General features: G+C 59.0%; 16 protein-coding genes. 11 read left to right on the top strand and 5 right to left on the bottom strand.

The annotated features are described in order from the left end of the window. Positions 1-74 precede the first annotated feature (74 nt). The 8 genes from nuoG to nuoN are packed head-to-tail and all read left to right on the top strand — an operon-like array spanning position 75 to position 10,068. A complete protein-coding gene (gene nuoG, locus ACA044_RS10950; RefSeq protein ID WP_497446354.1) occupies positions 75-2,789 on the top strand; it encodes an NADH-quinone oxidoreductase subunit NuoG in 2,715 nt (904 codons plus the stop codon). Next, positions 2,786-3,793 carry an NADH-quinone oxidoreductase subunit NuoH gene (gene nuoH / locus ACA044_RS10945; RefSeq protein WP_497446353.1) on the top strand — a complete coding sequence of 336 codons (1,008 nt, stop codon included), beginning with the start codon at positions 2,786-2,788 and terminating at the stop codon, positions 3,791-3,793. The genes nuoG and nuoH overlap by 4 nt, the downstream gene beginning before the upstream one ends. 12 nt (positions 3,794-3,805) lie before the next feature. Further along, a complete protein-coding gene (gene nuoI, locus ACA044_RS10940) occupies positions 3,806-4,351 on the top strand; it encodes an NADH-quinone oxidoreductase subunit NuoI (RefSeq protein WP_262117291.1) in 546 nt (181 codons plus the stop codon). Between the two features lie 9 nt (positions 4,352-4,360). After that, positions 4,361-4,864 carry an NADH-quinone oxidoreductase subunit J gene (gene nuoJ, locus ACA044_RS10935; RefSeq protein WP_027925107.1) on the top strand — a complete coding sequence of 168 codons (504 nt, stop codon included), beginning with the start codon at positions 4,361-4,363 and terminating at the stop codon, positions 4,862-4,864. Between the two features lie 2 nt (positions 4,865-4,866). Beyond that, a complete protein-coding gene (gene nuoK / locus ACA044_RS10930; RefSeq protein WP_007946416.1) occupies positions 4,867-5,175 on the top strand; it encodes an NADH-quinone oxidoreductase subunit NuoK in 309 nt (102 codons plus the stop codon). Further along, positions 5,172-7,025, top strand: a complete 1,854-nt coding sequence (nuoL, locus tag ACA044_RS10925; RefSeq protein WP_497446352.1) for an NADH-quinone oxidoreductase subunit L — start codon at positions 5,172-5,174, stop codon at positions 7,023-7,025. Before nuoK ends, nuoL begins: the two co-directional genes overlap by 4 nt. 39 nt (positions 7,026-7,064) lie before the next feature. After that, complete coding sequence (gene nuoM, locus ACA044_RS10920) at positions 7,065-8,597, top strand: NADH-quinone oxidoreductase subunit M (protein ID WP_497446351.1); 1,533 nt, start codon at positions 7,065-7,067, stop codon at positions 8,595-8,597. Positions 8,598-8,604: 7 nt separating this feature from the next. Beyond that, positions 8,605-10,068: an NADH-quinone oxidoreductase subunit NuoN gene (gene nuoN, locus ACA044_RS10915; RefSeq protein ID WP_008014910.1), complete on the top strand. Its 1,464-nt coding sequence runs from the start codon at positions 8,605-8,607 to the stop codon at positions 10,066-10,068. Positions 10,069-10,209: 141 nt separating this feature from the next. On the opposite strand, the gene ACA044_RS10910 is transcribed toward nuoN, so the two are convergent. Next, on the bottom strand, positions 10,210-10,677 hold the full coding sequence (locus ACA044_RS10910) for a GNAT family N-acetyltransferase (RefSeq protein WP_310658799.1): 468 nt from the start codon (positions 10,675-10,677) through the stop codon (positions 10,210-10,212). Positions 10,678-11,129: 452 nt separating this feature from the next. Here ACA044_RS10910 and ACA044_RS10905 point away from each other — a divergent pair, with 452 nt between their 5' ends. Further along, complete coding sequence (locus tag ACA044_RS10905) at positions 11,130-11,612, top strand: type VI secretion system amidase immunity protein Tai4 (RefSeq protein ID WP_497446350.1); 483 nt, start codon at positions 11,130-11,132, stop codon at positions 11,610-11,612. A gap of 205 nt (positions 11,613-11,817) precedes the next feature. Here ACA044_RS10905 and ACA044_RS10900 read toward each other — a convergent pair whose 3' ends face one another. Then, complete coding sequence (locus tag ACA044_RS10900; RefSeq protein WP_497446349.1) at positions 11,818-12,192, bottom strand: DUF6124 family protein; 375 nt, start codon at positions 12,190-12,192, stop codon at positions 11,818-11,820. 653 nt (positions 12,193-12,845) lie between these two features. Between ACA044_RS10900 and ACA044_RS10895 the strand changes: the two genes are divergently transcribed. Both ACA044_RS10895 and ACA044_RS10890 read left to right on the top strand, forming a co-directional pair. Further along, complete coding sequence (locus ACA044_RS10895) at positions 12,846-13,196, top strand: toxin (protein WP_497447203.1); 351 nt, start codon at positions 12,846-12,848, stop codon at positions 13,194-13,196. Then, complete coding sequence (locus ACA044_RS10890) at positions 13,186-13,500, top strand: helix-turn-helix domain-containing protein (RefSeq protein WP_429547330.1); 315 nt, start codon at positions 13,186-13,188, stop codon at positions 13,498-13,500. The genes ACA044_RS10895 and ACA044_RS10890 overlap by 11 nt, the downstream gene beginning before the upstream one ends. Positions 13,501-13,687: 187 nt before the next feature. Here ACA044_RS10890 and ACA044_RS10885 read toward each other — a convergent pair whose 3' ends face one another. The 3 genes from ACA044_RS10885 to ACA044_RS10875 form a co-directional block, all read right to left on the bottom strand. Next, the gene (locus ACA044_RS10885; protein WP_497446348.1) at positions 13,688-15,430 is read right to left on the bottom strand and encodes an ABC transporter substrate-binding protein; all 1,743 of its coding nucleotides are present in this window, start codon (positions 15,428-15,430) and stop codon (positions 13,688-13,690) included. Between the two features lie 72 nt (positions 15,431-15,502). Further along, entirely contained in the window at positions 15,503-15,775 is a 273-nt protein-coding gene (locus ACA044_RS10880) for a DUF2160 domain-containing protein (RefSeq protein WP_497447202.1), read from the bottom strand. Positions 15,776-15,785: 10 nt separating this feature from the next. Next, the gene (locus tag ACA044_RS10875) at positions 15,786-16,586 is read right to left on the bottom strand and encodes a carbohydrate ABC transporter permease (RefSeq protein WP_007896138.1); all 801 of its coding nucleotides are present in this window, start codon (positions 16,584-16,586) and stop codon (positions 15,786-15,788) included.

The raw sequence follows: 16,586 nt of genomic DNA, 5'->3' as shown, positions 1-16,586 counted from the left end.
GTGTTGATTCACGCGAATAACAAGATTCCATTAGCCACGCCCGCTGACACCGGGCCAACGAAGAACTTTGAACCATGGCCACTATCCACGTAGACGGCAAAGAGCTCGAAGTCGATGGGGCAGACAACCTGTTACAGGCGTGTCTGTCGCTAGGCCTCGATATCCCTTATTTCTGCTGGCACCCAGCCCTTGGCAGTGTTGGCGCTTGCCGCCAGTGCGCGGTCAAGCAGTACACCGACGAGAACGACAAGCGTGGTCGGATCGTCATGTCCTGCATGACCCCCGCCACCGACGGCAGCTGGATCTCCATCGACGACGAAGAAGCGAAAGTGTTTCGCGCCAGCGTCGTCGAATGGCTGATGACCAACCACCCTCACGACTGCCCGGTCTGTGAGGAAGGCGGTCACTGCCACCTGCAAGACATGACCGTGATGACCGGCCACAACGAACGCCGTTATCGCTTCACCAAGCGTACTCACCAGAACCAGCAACTGGGCCCGTTCATTTCCCACGAAATGAACCGCTGCATCGCTTGCTATCGCTGCGTGCGTTTCTATAAAGACTACGCTGGCGGCACTGACCTCGGCGTGTTCGGCGCCCACGACAACGTGTACTTCGGTCGCGTTGAAGATGGCACCCTGGAAAGCGAGTTCTCCGGCAACCTCACCGAGGTCTGCCCGACCGGTGTGTTCACCGACAAGACTCACTCCGAGCGCTACAACCGTAAGTGGGACATGCAGTTCTCGCCGAGCATCTGCCATGGCTGCTCCAGCGGTTGCAACATTTCCCCGGGTGAGCGTTACGGCGAACTGCGTCGCATCGAAAACCGTTTCAACGGTTCGGTGAACCAGTACTTCCTGTGCGACCGTGGCCGTTTCGGCTATGGCTACGTCAACCGCGAAGATCGCCCACGTCAGCCATTGCTGGCCAACGGCGCCAAGCTGGGCCTCGATGAAGCGCTGGATAAAGCCGCTGACCTGCTGCGCGGTCGCAATATCGTCGGTATCGGTTCGCCGCGCGCCAGCCTCGAAAGCAACTACGCGTTGCTGGAACTGGTCGGCGCCGAGCACTTCTACTCCGGTATCGAAGCCGCTGAGCTGGAACGCATTCGACTGGTGGTGCAGGTGCTCAAAGACAGCCCGCTGCCAATTCCGAACATGCGCGACATCGAAGATCACGATGCGATTTTCGTCCTCGGCGAAGACCTGACCCAGACCGCTGCGCGCATGGCCCTGGCCCTGCGTCAATCGGTCAAGGGCAAGGCCGAAGACATGGCCGACGCCATGCGCGTTCAGCCGTGGCTCGATGCCGCGGTGAAGAACATCGGTCAGAACGCGCTGAACCCGCTGTTCATCGCCAGCCTGGCTGAAACCAAGCTCGACGACGTGGCTGAAGAATGCGTTCACGCAGCTCCAGACGACCTGGCCCGCATCGGTTTCGCCGTGGCTCACGCCCTCGATGCCAGCGCGCCGGCCGTTGAAGGCCTGGACGCTGAAGCCCTTGAACTGGCTCAGCGCATCGCCAACGCCCTGCTCGCTGCCAAGCGTCCATTGATCATTGCCGGTACCTCGCTGGGTTCCAAGGCGCTGATCGAAGCCGCGGCGAACATCGCCAAGGCCCTGAAGCTGCGCGAGAAGAACGGTTCCATCAGCCTGATCGTGCCAGAGGCCAACAGCCTCGGCCTAGCCATGCTCGGTGGTGATTCGGTCGACGCAGCCCTGCAAGCGGTGATCGACGGTCGTGCCGACGCCATCGTGGTGCTGGAAAACGATCTGTACACCCGTACCGACAAAGCCCGTGTCGATGCTGCCCTGAACGCCGCCAAAGTGGTGATCGTGGCGGACCATCAGAAGACCGCCACCAGCGATCGCGCGCACCTGGTTCTGCCAGCTGCCAGCTTCGCTGAAGGCGACGGTACGCTGGTCAGCCAGGAAGGCCGCGCCCAGCGTTTCTTCCAGGTCTTCGACCCGACTTACCTCGACGCAAGCATCCTGGTTCACGAAGGCTGGCGCTGGCTGCATGCCCTGCGTTCGACCCTGCTGAACCAGCCGATCGACTGGACCCAACTGGACCACGTCACCGCTGCCGTTGCTGCGAGCAAACCGCAACTGGCGCGCATCGTCGATGCCGCACCGTCCGCCGCGTTCCGCATCAAAGGCCTGAAACTGGCGCGCGAACCGCTGCGTTACTCCGGTCGTACCGCCATGCGCGCCGACATCAGCGTGCACGAACCGCGTACTTCCCAGGACAACGACACCGCGTTCTCGTTCTCGATGGAAGGTTACTCGGGCTCGGTCGAACCGCGTCAGCAAGTGCCATTCGCCTGGTCTCCAGGCTGGAACTCGCCGCAAGCCTGGAACAAGTTCCAGGACGAAGTCGGTGGTCACATTCGCGCTGGCGACCCGGGCACTCGCCTGATCGAAAGCACCGGTGACTCGCTGAACTGGTTCGCCAGTGTTCCGCGCGCATTCAACCCCGCTCCGGGTACCTGGCAGGTCGTGCCGTTCTTCCACCTGTTCGGCAGCGAAGAGAACTCTTCCAAAGCCGCACCGGTTCAGGAACGCATTCCCGCCGCTTACGTGTCGCTGGCCAAGTCCGAAGCCGATCGTCTGGGTGTCAATGACGGTGCCCTGCTGAGCCTGAACGTGGCCGGCCAGACCTTGCGTCTGCCGCTGCGCATCAACGAAGAGCTGGGTGCCGGTCTGGTCGCATTGCCGGCCGGTATCGCCGGCATTCCGCCCGCGATCTTTGGCAAATCCGTTGACGGTCTGCAGGAGGCAGCACTATGACCTTGTTCACGCCTGAAGTGATTGACGTGATCATCGCGGTCCTCAAGGCCATCGTGATTCTGCTCGCCGTGGTGGTGTGCGGCGCGCTGCTGAGCTGGGTCGAGCGTCGCCTGCTCGCCCTCTGGCAGGACCGTTACGGTCCGAACCGCGTCGGCCCGTTCGGCGCGTTCCAGATTGCGGCCGACATGATCAAGATGTTTTTCAAGGAAGACTGGACCCCGCCGTTCGCCGACAAAGTGATCTTCACGCTGGCGCCAGTCGTGGCCATGAGCTCCTTGCTGATTGCCTTCGCAATCATCCCGATCACCCCGACCTGGGGCGTGGCGGATATCAACATCGGCATCCTGTTCTTCTTCGCCATGGCCGGTCTGTCGGTTTACGCGGTGCTGTTCGCCGGCTGGTCGAGTAACAACAAGTTCGCCCTGTTGGGCAGCTTGCGGGCCTCGGCACAAACCGTGTCGTACGAAGTGTTCATGGGCCTGTCGCTGATGGGCATCGTGATCCAGGTCGGCTCGTTCAACATGCGCGACATCGTCGAGTATCAAGCGCAGAACCTGTGGTTCGTCATTCCGCAGATCTTCGGTTTCCTGACCTTCTTCATCGCTGGCGTCGCCGTGACTCACCGTCACCCGTTCGACCAGCCGGAAGCGGAACAGGAACTGGCCGACGGTTACCACATTGAATACGCCGGCATGAAATGGGGCATGTTCTTCGTCGGCGAGTACATCGGCATCGTGTTGATTTCGGCGCTGCTGGTGACCTTGTTCTTCGGCGGCTGGCACGGTCCGTTCGGCATTCTGCCGCAGATCCCGTTCATCTGGTTCGCACTGAAAACCGCGTTCTTCATCATGTTCTTCATCCTGCTGCGCGCCTCGATTCCGCGCCCACGGTATGACCAAGTGATGGATTTCAGCTGGAAGTTCTGCCTGCCGCTGACCCTCGTCAACATGCTGGTGACCGCTGCGGTCGTGTTGCTCAACACGCCCGCCGTCGCGGCTCAGTGAGGATAGAGAATCATGAAGTACATTTTTGACATCGTGCATGGCTTCTTCACCCAGCTTCGCAGCCTGGTGATGATCTTCGGCCATGCCTTCCGCAAGCGCGACACGCTGCAGTACCCGGAAGAAGCCGTGTACCTGCCGCCGCGCTTTCGTGGGCGTATCGTGCTGACCCGCGACCCTGACGGCGAAGAGCGTTGTGTAGCCTGCAACCTGTGCGCCGTGGCGTGCCCGGTGGGTTGCATCTCGCTGCAGAAAGCTGAAACCGAAGACGGTCGCTGGTACCCGGAGTTTTTCCGCATCAACTTCTCGCGCTGCATTTTCTGTGGCCTCTGCGAGGAAGCCTGCCCGACCACCGCGATCCAGCTGACACCGGATTTCGAAATGGCCGAGTTCAAACGTCAGGACCTGGTTTACGAGAAAGAAGATCTGCTGATCTCCGGCCCCGGCAAAAACCCTGATTACAACTTCTATCGTGTTGCAGGTATGGCGATTGCCGGTAAGCCCAAGGGCGCCGCGCAAAATGAAGCCCAGCCGATCAACGTGAAGAGCTTGCTGCCTTAAGGAAGAAAGATGGAATTCGCTTTCTATTTCGCATCGGGTATCGCTGTTGTGTCCACGCTTCGCGTGATCACCAACACCAACCCCGTGCACGCCCTGCTCTACCTGATCATTTCGCTGATCGCCGTGGCCATGACCTTTTTCGCCCTCGGTGCACCGTTCGCCGGTGTGCTGGAAGTGATCGCCTACGCCGGCGCCATCATGGTGCTATTCGTGTTCGTGGTGATGATGCTGAACCTGGGCCCCGCCTCGGTTCAGCAAGAGCGCGTCTGGCTCAAGCCCGGTATCTGGCTCGGCCCGGTTGCACTCGGCACCCTGCTGCTGGTTGAACTGCTGTACGTGCTGTTCAGCCATTCCAGCGGTCAGGCCATCGGCCACACCACCGTAGACGCCAAGGCCGTGGGCATTAGCCTGTTCGGTCCTTACCTGCTGGTGGTCGAACTCGCCTCGATGCTGCTGCTCGCCGCAGCCGTCACGGCGTTCCACTTGGGCCGCAACGAAGCCAAGGAGCAATGACGATGCCTGCTATCCCTATGGAGCATGGTCTGGCGGTTGCCGGCATCCTGTTCTGCCTCGGTCTGGTCGGCCTGATGGTCCGGCGCAACATTCTTTTCGTGCTGATGAGCCTGGAGGTCATGATGAATGCCTCCGCGTTGGCGTTCATCGTTGCCGGTAGCCGCTGGGCGCAGCCGGATGGACAGATCATGTTCATCCTGGTGATCAGCCTGGCAGCCGCCGAGGCCAGTATCGGCCTGGCGATTCTGTTGCAGCTGTATCGCCGCTTCCACACTCTCGATATCGACGCTGCCAGCGAGATGCGCGGATGAACCTTCTCTATCTGACTTTCGTATTCCCTCTCATAGGTTTCCTGCTGCTGGCGTTCTCACGCGGTCGCTTGTCGGAAAACCTTTCGGCGCTGATCGGCGTCGGCTCCATTGGCCTGTCGGCAATCGTCACTGCTTACATAATCTGGCAGTTCAACGTTGCGCCACCTGAAGGCGGTCACTACACCCAAGTGTTGTGGCAGTGGATGGCGGTGGAAGGCTTCACACCTAACTTCGCGCTGTACCTGGATGGTCTGTCATTGACCATGCTCGGTGTGGTGGTGGGCGTGGGCTTTCTGATCCACCTGTTCGCGTCCTGGTACATGCGCGGTGAAGCCGGTTACTCGCGCTTCTTCGCCTACACCAACCTGTTTATCGCCAGCATGCTGTTTCTGGTCCTGGCCGATAACCTGCTGTTCGTGTACTTCGGCTGGGAAGGCGTGGGCCTGTGCTCGTACCTGTTGATCGGTTTCTACTACAGCAACCGCAACAACGGTAACGCGGCACTCAAAGCCTTCATCGTGACCCGGGTCGGCGACGTGTTCATGGCCATCGGCCTGTTCATCCTGTTCCAACAGTTGGGCACGCTGAACATTCAGGAACTGCTGGTCAAGGCGCCTGAGCACTTCAAGGCCGGTGACTTCTGGATCGTTCTGGCGACCCTGATGCTGCTGGGCGGCGCTGTCGGGAAATCCGCGCAACTGCCGCTGCAAACCTGGCTGGCGGATGCGATGGCCGGCCCTACTCCGGTTTCGGCACTGATCCACGCCGCGACCATGGTAACCGCCGGTGTCTACCTGATCGCCCGTACCCACGGTCTGTTCGCCCTGGCGCCGGATATCCTGCACCTGGTGGGTGTTGTCGGTGGCGTGACGCTGGTGCTGGCAGGTTTTGCCGCACTGGTGCAGACCGACATCAAACGTATCCTCGCCTACTCGACCATGAGCCAGATCGGCTACATGTTCCTGGCCCTGGGCGTAGGCGCGTGGGACGGCGCGATCTTCCACCTGATGACCCACGCCTTCTTCAAGGCGCTGTTGTTCCTTGCATCCGGTGCGGTGATCGTTGCCTGCCACCACGAGCAGAACATCTTCAAGATGGGCGGTCTGTGGAAGAAACTGCCACTGGCCTACGCCAGCTTCATCGTCGGCGGCGCGGCCCTGGCGGCCTTGCCTCTGGTGACCGCGGGCTTCTACTCCAAGGATGAAATCCTCTGGGAAGCGTTCGCCAGCGGTAACCAGGGTCTGCTTTATGCAGGTCTGGTCGGTGCCTTTATGACCTCGCTGTACACCTTCCGCCTGATTTTCATCGCGTTCCACGGTGAAGCGAAGACCGAGGCGCATGCTGGTCACGGTATCGCTCACTGGTTGCCACTGTCGGTGCTGATCGTACTGTCGACGTTCGTCGGCGCGATGATCGTTCCGCCGCTGCATGGTGTGCTGCCAGAAAGCGTCGGCCATGCCGGCGGCGAAGCCAAGCACAGTCTGGAAATCGCCTCGGGCGCCATCGCCCTGGCCGGTATCCTGCTGGCCGCGCTGCTGTTCCTCGGCAAGCGTCGCTTCGTCACCGCTATCGCCAACAGCGGCGTCGGCCGCTTCCTTTCGGCCTGGTGGTTCGCTGCCTGGGGCTTCGACTGGATCTACGACAAACTGTTCGTCAAGCCTTACCTTGCGATCAGCCATGTACTGCGCAAAGACCCGCTCGACCAGACTATCGGTCTGATCCCGCGTATGGCCAAAGGCGGTCACACCGCCCTGAGCCGCACCGAGACCGGTCAATTGCGTTGGTATGCCGCCTCGATGGCTGCTGGTGCCGTGCTGGTTATCGGCGCCGTCGTGCTGGTAGCGGTCTGATATGAACCTTGCGAACTTGCGAAAGGAAACGAGCCCGTCATGATTCTGCCTTGGCTAATCCTGATCCCCTTCATCGGCGGCCTGCTGTGCTGGATGGGTGAGCGCTTCGGCGCTACCCTCCCCCGCTGGATTGCGCTGTTGACCATGTCCCTGGAACTCGCTCTCGGCCTCTGGCTGTGGGCCCATGGCGACTATTCATTTGCTCCGGCACCTGGCGCCGATCCGACCTGGGTGATTGAGTTCAAACACGTCTGGATCCAGCGCTTCGGCATCAACGTGCACTTGGCCCTCGACGGCCTGTCGCTGTTGATGATCCTGCTGACCGGCCTGCTGGGTGTCCTCTCGGTACTCTGCTCGTGGAAAGAGATCCAGCGTCACGTGGGCTTCTTCCACCTGAACCTGATGTGGATCCTGGGCGGTGTCGTCGGCGTGTTCCTCGCCCTCGACCTGTTCATGTTCTTCTTCTTCTGGGAAATGATGCTGGTGCCGATGTACTTCCTCATCGCGCTCTGGGGTCACAGTTCTTCGGACGGCAAGAAAACCCGGATCTACGCGGCGACCAAGTTCTTCATCTTCACTCAGGCTTCCGGCCTGATCATGTTGGTGGCGATCCTGGGTCTGGTACTGGTCAACTTCAACGACACCGGCGTGATTACCTTCAACTACGCCGACCTGTTGAAGACCAAGATGTCGATGACCACCGAGTACATCCTGATGCTCGGCTTCTTCATCGCCTTCGCGGTCAAGCTGCCAGTGGTGCCGTTCCACTCCTGGCTGCCTGACGCTCACGCCCAGGCACCGACCGCGGGTTCCGTGGACCTGGCCGGTATCTTGTTGAAGACTGCGGCGTATGGCCTGCTGCGTTTCGCCCTGCCGCTGTTCCCGAATGCCTCGGCCGAGTTCGCGCCGTTCGCCATGACCCTGGGTCTGATCGGGATTTTCTACGGGGCGTTCCTGGCCTTCGCGCAAACCGACATCAAGCGTCTGATCGCCTTCTCGTCCGTTTCCCACATGGGCTTCGTACTGATCGGCATCTACTCCGGCAGCCAATTGGCGCTGCAGGGAGCGGTGATGCAGATGCTGGCGCACGGTCTGTCGGCCGCGGCACTCTTTATCCTCTCCGGTCAGCTGTACGAGCGTACCCACACCCGCGATATGCGTGAGATGGGTGGCCTGTGGTCGAAGATTGCCTACCTGCCGGCCCTCAGCCTGTTCTTCGCCGCCGCGTCGCTGGGCTTGCCGGCGACCGGTAACTTTGTCGGTGAGTTCCTGATCCTGATCGGCACCTTCGCCAGCGCCCCATGGATCACTGTGATTGCGACGTCCGGCCTGGTGTTCGGTTCGGTCTACTCGCTGATCATGGTCCACCGTGCCTTCTTCGGCCCGTCGAAATCGGACGCGGTGCTGCATGGTATGGACGGTCGCGAACTGATCATGGTGGTTGGACTTGCGGCGCTGCTGATCTACATCGGCGTGTACCCGCAACCGTTCCTCGATACCTCTGCCGCGACGATGCATGGCGTGCAGCAGTGGCTCGGCACCGCCTTCACTCAACTCGCTTCGGCCCGGTAAGAGCGCTATGGAATTCACGACTCAACACTTTATCGCGCTTGCGCCGTTGTTGATCACCAGCGCCACGATCATCGTGGTGATGCTGGCTATCGCATGGCGCCGCAACCACTCACAGACCTTCCTGCTGTCGGTGGCAGGTCTGAACCTGGCTCTGCTGTCGATCCTGCCAGCCCTGAAAGTCGCGCCGCTGGCCGTGACGCCACTGCTGCAGATCGACACCTTCGCCTGCCTGTACATGGCGCTGATCCTGGTCGCCACCCTCGCCTGTGTGACCCTCGCCCACGCCTACCTGGGCGATGGCGGCTCGGGCTACCCGGGCAACCGTGAAGAACTTTACCTGCTGATCCTGATGGCCGCCGCCGGCGGCCTGGTACTGGTCAGCGCGCAGCACCTGGCTGGCTTGTTCGTCGGTCTGGAACTGCTCTCGGTACCGGTCTACGGTCTGGTGGCTTATGCCTTCTTCAACAAACGTTCGCTGGAAGCCGGTATCAAGTACATGGTGCTGTCGGCTGCCGGTTCCGCGTTCCTGTTGTTCGGTATGGCCCTGCTCTACGCCGACGCTGGCAGCCTGAGCTTCAACGGCATCGGTCAGGCCCTGGCGGCCACCGGTCTGCCAAGTTCTCTGGCTCAACTGGGCCTGGGCATGATGCTGATCGGCCTGGCATTCAAGTTGTCGCTGGTACCGTTCCACCTCTGGACCCCGGACGTTTACGAAGGTGCTCCGGCACCGGTGGCAGCGTTCCTGGCCACCGCGTCGAAAGTCGCTGTGTTCGCAGTGATGGTGCGTCTGTTCCAGATCTCGCCAGCGGCAAGCAGTGGCGTGCTGAGCGATGTACTGACCATCATCGCCATCGCGTCGATCCTGTTCGGTAACCTGCTGGCACTGACCCAGAGCAACCTCAAGCGTCTGCTGGGTTACTCGTCCATCGCTCACTTCGGTTACCTGCTGATTGCCCTGGTGGCGAGCAAGGGTCTGGCCGTGGAAGCCATCGGCGTGTACCTGGTCACCTACGTGATCACCAGCCTCGGCGCGTTCGGTGTGATCACCCTGATGTCCTCGCCGTACAACGGCCGTGACGCGGATGCCCTGTACGAATACCGCGGCCTGTTCTGGCGCCGTCCGTACCTGACCGCCGTCCTGACCGTGATGATGCTGTCCCTGGCCGGTATCCCGCTGACCGCGGGCTTCATCGGCAAGTTCTACATCATCGCTACCGGTGTCGAATCGCACCAATGGTGGCTGGTCGGCTCCCTGGTACTGGGCAGCGCCATCGGCGTCTTCTACTACCTGCGCGTGATGGTCACCCTGTACCTGATGGAACCGAACCTGCGTCGCCACGATGCCCAGCTGCACTGGGAACAACGTGCAGGCGGCGTGATGCTGCTGGCGATTGCCGTACTGGCGTTCTTCCTTGGGCTGTATCCGCAGCCGTTGTTGAACCTGGTTCAACAGTCGGGGTTGGCGGGTTGATCGCGTAAGCCATTCTCGGTAACAAACAAAAACGGCACCTTCGGGTGCCGTTTTTGCGTTTGGGGGATGATGGATTTTCAGAACCCCGTGATCGCAGCCTTTTTCTTGCTCCAGCTCCTGAGCGATCAAATCAAACCTGCACTATAAAAGCCCCTTCACCATAGGAACACACGCCAGTTGAAGCCCCGAAGGGGAATGGTAAATCGCAGGCTCCTCACCCACGAAACCGTAGCGTCGGTAAAAGTCAGCCGCATTCAAAGTAGCATCAAGCTTGACTTCTTCCAGGCCCAACTCTCGCGCCAGGCATTCGAGGTGGTCCAGGACTCTCCTGCCGATACCCCGCTGCATAAAGCCAGGATGCACAAAGATCGCGCCGATTTCGCTGTTCTCCAGGTCAAGCATTCCTGTCGCCACCGGCTCTCCGTCAATACAGCCCAGATAGAAGTGCTTCTCCATCAGTGTGTAATAGCCATCCTCGGCCGCACCAGCCGTCCAGGCCATTAGCTGCGTCTCGGTATAGGCGCCGATGCATTGATGCCGGATCGCTAAAAGGCGAATGTCGAATGCTGTCTGGGAATCGCTGTGGCTGGCTCGTCTAATCTCGAACATTTCACTCTCCGTCAGCCATGTTCGGACGGAGAACTAAAAAGCCCCGTCCATCTCTGGCGGGGCTTGGGGTAACACGTCAAATTCTAAGCACGCATGACCTCATGGCCCGCCAGAGGCGGTCATAGAGGAACACATCATGTTCATTCGGCGTATGTAAATCATGGGCGGATAGTGCTGTGGATGGCCAGACAAGTCAATCTCGAAGCGGCTTTGCGGAACCTGCGCTTTTGGCAAAGGCTGCCGTGCGCATGTTCCTGCAAGCTTTTGAGTACCCGTAGCAGCTACCGAACGAATGGCGATGCAGCGGGGACCACACGTCAATCGATTGCGGGTCGCAACGTCAAGGACCCGAAGTATGAGGTCCTGTTGAGCGGCGGGTGCCACCATCGTCACCTCAAACATGAAGGATTAAACTGCTGCGATTTTCTGCTTCCTAAAATCAAGGATGAAACATGATTCGACCCTCATTTTCTAGCGCGTGGACGAGGAAGTATTTGACTGCGGTCTTGGTACTGGCTTGGGCAGCCGCACCTTCCAACAGTTGGTCCAAGGATGATCCGACCAACTCCCCACAGGCAGGCGGGCGCACCTACGCGCAAAATTACAAGGATATGGTGCTGGCAGACTGCATCGCTACAGCCTACAAGAACGAACCTAAAGCCGCCCAGGACGCCGGAAGCAGTGCCAGTGCGCTTATGGACTGGACCTATTTCGATCTGGAACAAGCACCTCAAGCCGGTAGACCTCTGGTTAACCAGTTTCTGGCTCGTGATTATCACAATCCACTGGTCGAATCAGAGCGTCAAGGCGTTCGCTTTGAGCTGCTCAAATGCCTGGATCTGTATCACAGCAAAGAGTTGGACAGCCAGGTCAGGCAATTGGTCATCAATCCCCAACATACCTATCGTCAGGACAACCCGCCACGACCCAAATAGGATTGACCCTGCACCGCGATTGACAATGAGTAACCGTTCGGCCATTCGACTTCGCCAAAGTCCCGGTGAATGACCACGTCCGTTCGCAAATGTCGGGGCGCAAATGGGCAGTATTTGGGTAGGACTCATTCGAGTGGCAGATGCAAAAGACCGGTGAGCCAACACTGTGGCGAGGGACACGCGCACTCGCCACAGGATCCGGCAGCTACTCCGCTGGTTCGACGTTATCCAGCGCCTGATTCACCGCCAACTCTCCCAACATGACCACTTGCGCAATACCCAACAGAGTCTTGCGATGCGTGCCTTCCAGCAGCGCGGCGAAGTCACCGAGCATGACCGTAGCCGAGGACAATGACTCGCTGGCATTGGCCAGCAGGGATTCGGTGTCGGCTTTGGAGTTGGCGAAAAACATCTGATTGGGGGTGTAGGGCGTGGCCATGATGTGGGCGGTAGGGTTCAGGTAGTAATCGAGCGCACGTTCGGCGGCTTCGTGGAGTTTTTGGGCATCGATGGAGGCGTAGGGGGATGTTGGGTCGGTTTCTGTTTCTGCTACTGGAGGGTTTGGTGTTGGTTTTTTCATGGTGAAACTCCACTGAAAAGTTGGAGCTGCCCCATTCGGTTTCCGGACGAAGAGGTGGCAGCTGTACGCAGGTTGGAAACCCGGGCAGCGGCGACCCGGTCGACCCGAAGGTCTCCCACGCACAGCCGCCATAACGGAGTGCACACATTCAAGGTGCGCAAGGATACGTCATGAAGGGCGTGTTGGCGCCACTGTTGCTGATCGGGGTTTCCAGTCCCGGTCGCTGAATTGGCAGCGACGAACACAGGCTAGAGACCGGACGTCCGACGGACAACCTGAAAACATTGTGGGAAGGTTCTGTATTCCAAGCACAACCTTTAAACATTTCGAGTTGAAATACGCATGTGTAACTGCCGAAGCTTCGGGTGTCGTTTTTGCGTTTGAGCTTCAAGATTAAAAAGTCAAAGGATCATAGCCTGCAGCTCCTACACGGTTTCGCGTTTCCCTGGAGCTGCCGCAGGCTGCGATCTTTTGATCTTGATTGCCCCCTCTCCTCCCGGATATCCAGAATCGTCTCGCGGGTGAATCAGCCGCGTCCTACATCCTGATCCTGCCTTCGACTTTAACGTAATGACTTGACCGAATTGGCAGGAACAGAAGTCTTGACCTATTCGATTCTTGTGATAGAAATATACGCAGGTAACGTACAGAACATGGATGCTCTTTTTATTGAATTACCCGTATTTCAGAAGCACAGAGACGACTATCTGGACGACGTTCTGTTTCATGCTTTCCAACAGGAATTGCTGAAAAACCCGGAAGCGGGAGATGTCGTCGAAGGCGCCGGAGGTCTGCGCAAAATCCGAGTGGTGGATGAGCGGCGAAACAAGGGCAAACGCGGCGGACTGAGGGTGATTTATTACTGGTGGTCCGGCTTCGACCAATTCTGGCTCTTTACCTTGTATGGCAAGAACGAGCAGGACGATCTGACGCCACAACAGAAAAAACTGCTTAAAGAAATGCTTTATCGAGAAATCAAAGCGAGAACAAGCGATGAAACGTGACATTTTTTCCGAGCTGGTAGAGGGGTTTGAAGCCTTGGCCGATGAGCGCCAAGGTAAAGTCACACTGCGCACACACAAAGTAAAACTGGCCAAACTGGCTCCGATTACGGCAGAGGAAGTGGTTGGCATACGCCAGCAATTGAATCTTTCCAGGCCGGTGTTCGCCATGTACCTGCGCACCAATACCCGTACTTTGGAGAACTGGGAACAAGGGCGTGCCAAACCCAATGCTCAAGCCACCACCTTGATCCGGCTGGTCGAGCGTTTTCCGGAAACGGTGGAGCAATTGGCGGCGCTGACCTGAAGTGTCCGCGGCGTTTTCAATGACGCCTTCGCGAGCAAGCCCGCTCCCACAGTTTATTGAAGGTGTTCACAAGTGGTGCGTTCACAGGAGATCCACTGTGGGAGCGGGCTTGCTCGCGAAGGCGGCGGCACAGGCACAAACGCAAACGGCACCTTACGGTGCCGTTCGCGTTTCACGTTACAGACGATTACTTACGCGCCGCTTCCCACGATTTCAGCAGTTCGGCATAGTTCACGGTTTCACCCTTGGGCTTCTCATTCGCCAGTTTAGGCTTCGGTGCCCCCGGTTGGTCTAACCAGTACTGCGCATCACGCTCGGGGTTCATTTTCGGTGCGCACGTGGCTTGCGCCTTCGAGCGTTCCAGACGCGTCATGATGGCGTCCTGATCCTTGGCCAGACCGTCCAGTGCCTGTTGCGGCGTTTTCTCGCCACTGGCGGCTTCGGCGATGTGGCTCCACCACAGTTGCGCCAAGCGAGGATAGTCCGGCACGTTAGTCCCGGTCGGGGTCCATTGCACGCGAGCCGGGCTGCGATAGAACTCCACCAGACCACCGAGTTTCGGTGCCAGGTCGGTCATGGCTTGCGAGTTGATGTCCGACTCGCGGATCGGGGTCAGGCCGACGATGGTTTTCTTCAGCGATATGGTTTTCGACGTCACGAACTGCGCGTACAGCCAGGCCGCGAGTTTTTGCTTTTCAGGCGTGGATTTGAGGAAGGTCCAGGAACCGGCGTCCTGATAACCGAGCTTCATACCCTCCTCCCAGTACGGACCTTTCGGCGACGGTGCCATGCGCCATTTTGGCGTGCCGTCGGCGTTCATCACCGGCAGGCCCGGTTTGGTCATGTCGGCGGTAAACGCGGTGTACCAGAAGATCTGTTGGGCGATGTTGCCCTGGGACGGCACCGGGCCGGACTCGGAGAAGGTCATGCCCGCCGCTTCCGGCGGTGCGTATTTCTTCAGCCAATCGACGTACTTGGTGGTTGCATAGACCGCTGCCGGGCCGTTGGTGTCGCCGCCGCGGGTCACGCTGGAACCGACCGGATGGCAGTCTTCGACACGAATGCCCCACTCGTCCACCGGCAAGCCGTTAGGAATGCCTTTATCGCCAGCACCGGCCATGGAGAACCAGGCATCGGTGAAGCGCCAGCCGAGGGACGGGTCTTTCTTGCCGTAGTCCATGTGACCGTAGACGCGCTTGCCGTCGATCTCCTTGACGTCTTCGCTGAAGAACTTGGCGATGTCTTCATAGGCCGACCAGTTCACCGGTACGCCCAACTCGTAGCCGTACTTCTCTTTGAATTTGGCTTTCAAATCCGCCCGCTCGAACCAGTCGGCGCGGAACCAGTAGAGGTTGGCGAACTGCTGGTCGGGCAGTTGATAGATCTTGCCGTCCGGCGCGGTGGTGAAGGAAATGCCAATGAAGTCTTTGATGTCGAGGGTCGGCGAGGTGTAGGCCTTGCCTTCGTTGGCCATCAGGTCGGTGATCGATTCGGTCTTGCCGTAGCGAAAGTGCGTACCGATCAGGTCCGAGTCGTTGACCCAACCGTCATAGATGTTCTTGTCCGATTGCATCTGGGTCTGCAGTTTTTCCACTACGTCGCCTTCCTGCAGCAGGTCGTGGGTCAGCTTGATCCCGGTGATCTCGGTGAAGGCCTTGGCCAGTACCTTGGACTCGTATTCGTGGGTAGCGATGGTTTCCGATACCACCTTGATGCTCATCCCGCGAAACGGCTCCGCCGCCTTGATGAACCACTTCAGCTCTTCGAGTTGTTGATCCGCTGTCAGGGTGGACGGCTTGAACTCACTGCCGATCCATTTCTTCGCGGCGTCTTCATAGGCATCGGCCCAGGCCGAAGCGCTCAAACCGCTGAGTGCCAGCATGGCTGCCAATGAAATGCTATGTCGCAGCTTATTGTTTTTGTCGAACATAAGACCTCCTGTTTGGGTTTCGGAGCAGGCTCTGTACGAGAACTGCCTGCGCGGCGAGTTCTCGTACAGACCCTATCCCCAACGCATCACAGCCAACAGCCACACCAGGGACAACGCGGACGCTACCCAGATGCTCCAGTCGGTTACGCCGATTACCAGCAAATGCAGGTAGGCGCTGCCGAGAAGACCGATAAACAGCCGATCGCCACGGGTGGTGGAAATCGGCAAAAAACCACGTCGAGGGACACTCGGCGAACGCAACTCCCAGGTCGTCATGCCCGTCAGGATCAAGGCGATGACGCTGAAGAACGCCGCCGTGGGGCCGGTCCAACTCATCCATTCCATCATCAGTTCCTCATACCCGGCCCAGGGCAAAGCCCTTGGCCACATGGTTGCGAACAAACCAGATCACCAGCATGCCCGGCAGGATGGTCAGCACCCCCGCCGCCGCCAATACGCCCCAGTCGATGCCGGACGCCGAGACCGTGCGGGTCATCACCGCCGCGATGGGTTTGGCGTTCACCGAGGTCAGGGTTCGCGCCAGCAACAGCTCGACCCAGGAAAACATGAAGCAGAAAAACGCCGTAACGCCGATCCCGGAGCCAATCAACGGGACGAAAATCTTCACGAAGAACTTAGGGAAACTGTAGCCGTCAATGTAGGCGGTTTCGTCGATTTCCTTGGGAACGCCAGACATGAAACCTTCAAGAATCCACACCGCCAACGGCACATTGAACAGACAGTGAGCCAACGCCACCGCGATGTGGGTATCGAATAACCCGATCGAGGAGTACAGCTGGAAAAACGGCAGCAGGAACACCGCCGGTGGTGCCATGCGGTTGGTCAGCAGCCAGAAAAACAGGTGCTTGTCGCCGAGGAAACGATAGCGTGAAAACGCATATGCCGCCGGCAGGGCCACGCTCAGGGAAATCACCGTGTTCAGGCTCACGTAGTACAACGAGTTGAGATAACCGGTGTACCAGCTCGGGTCGGTGAAGATCACCTTGTAGTTGGCGAAGGTGAAATCCTGGGGAAACAGCGTCAGGCCGCCGAGGATTTCGGTGTTGCTCTTGAAGGACATGTTCAGCAGCCAGTAGATCGGCACCAGCAGGAACAGGATGTAGATCAGCAACGGGATAAGCTTTCTCTTGCTCAT

Source organism: Pseudomonas sp. LBUM1673 (assembly GCF_059695645.1).
Note: the sequence above shows the minus strand (reverse complement) of the source record. Positions and strands in the feature narration are given on the sequence as shown.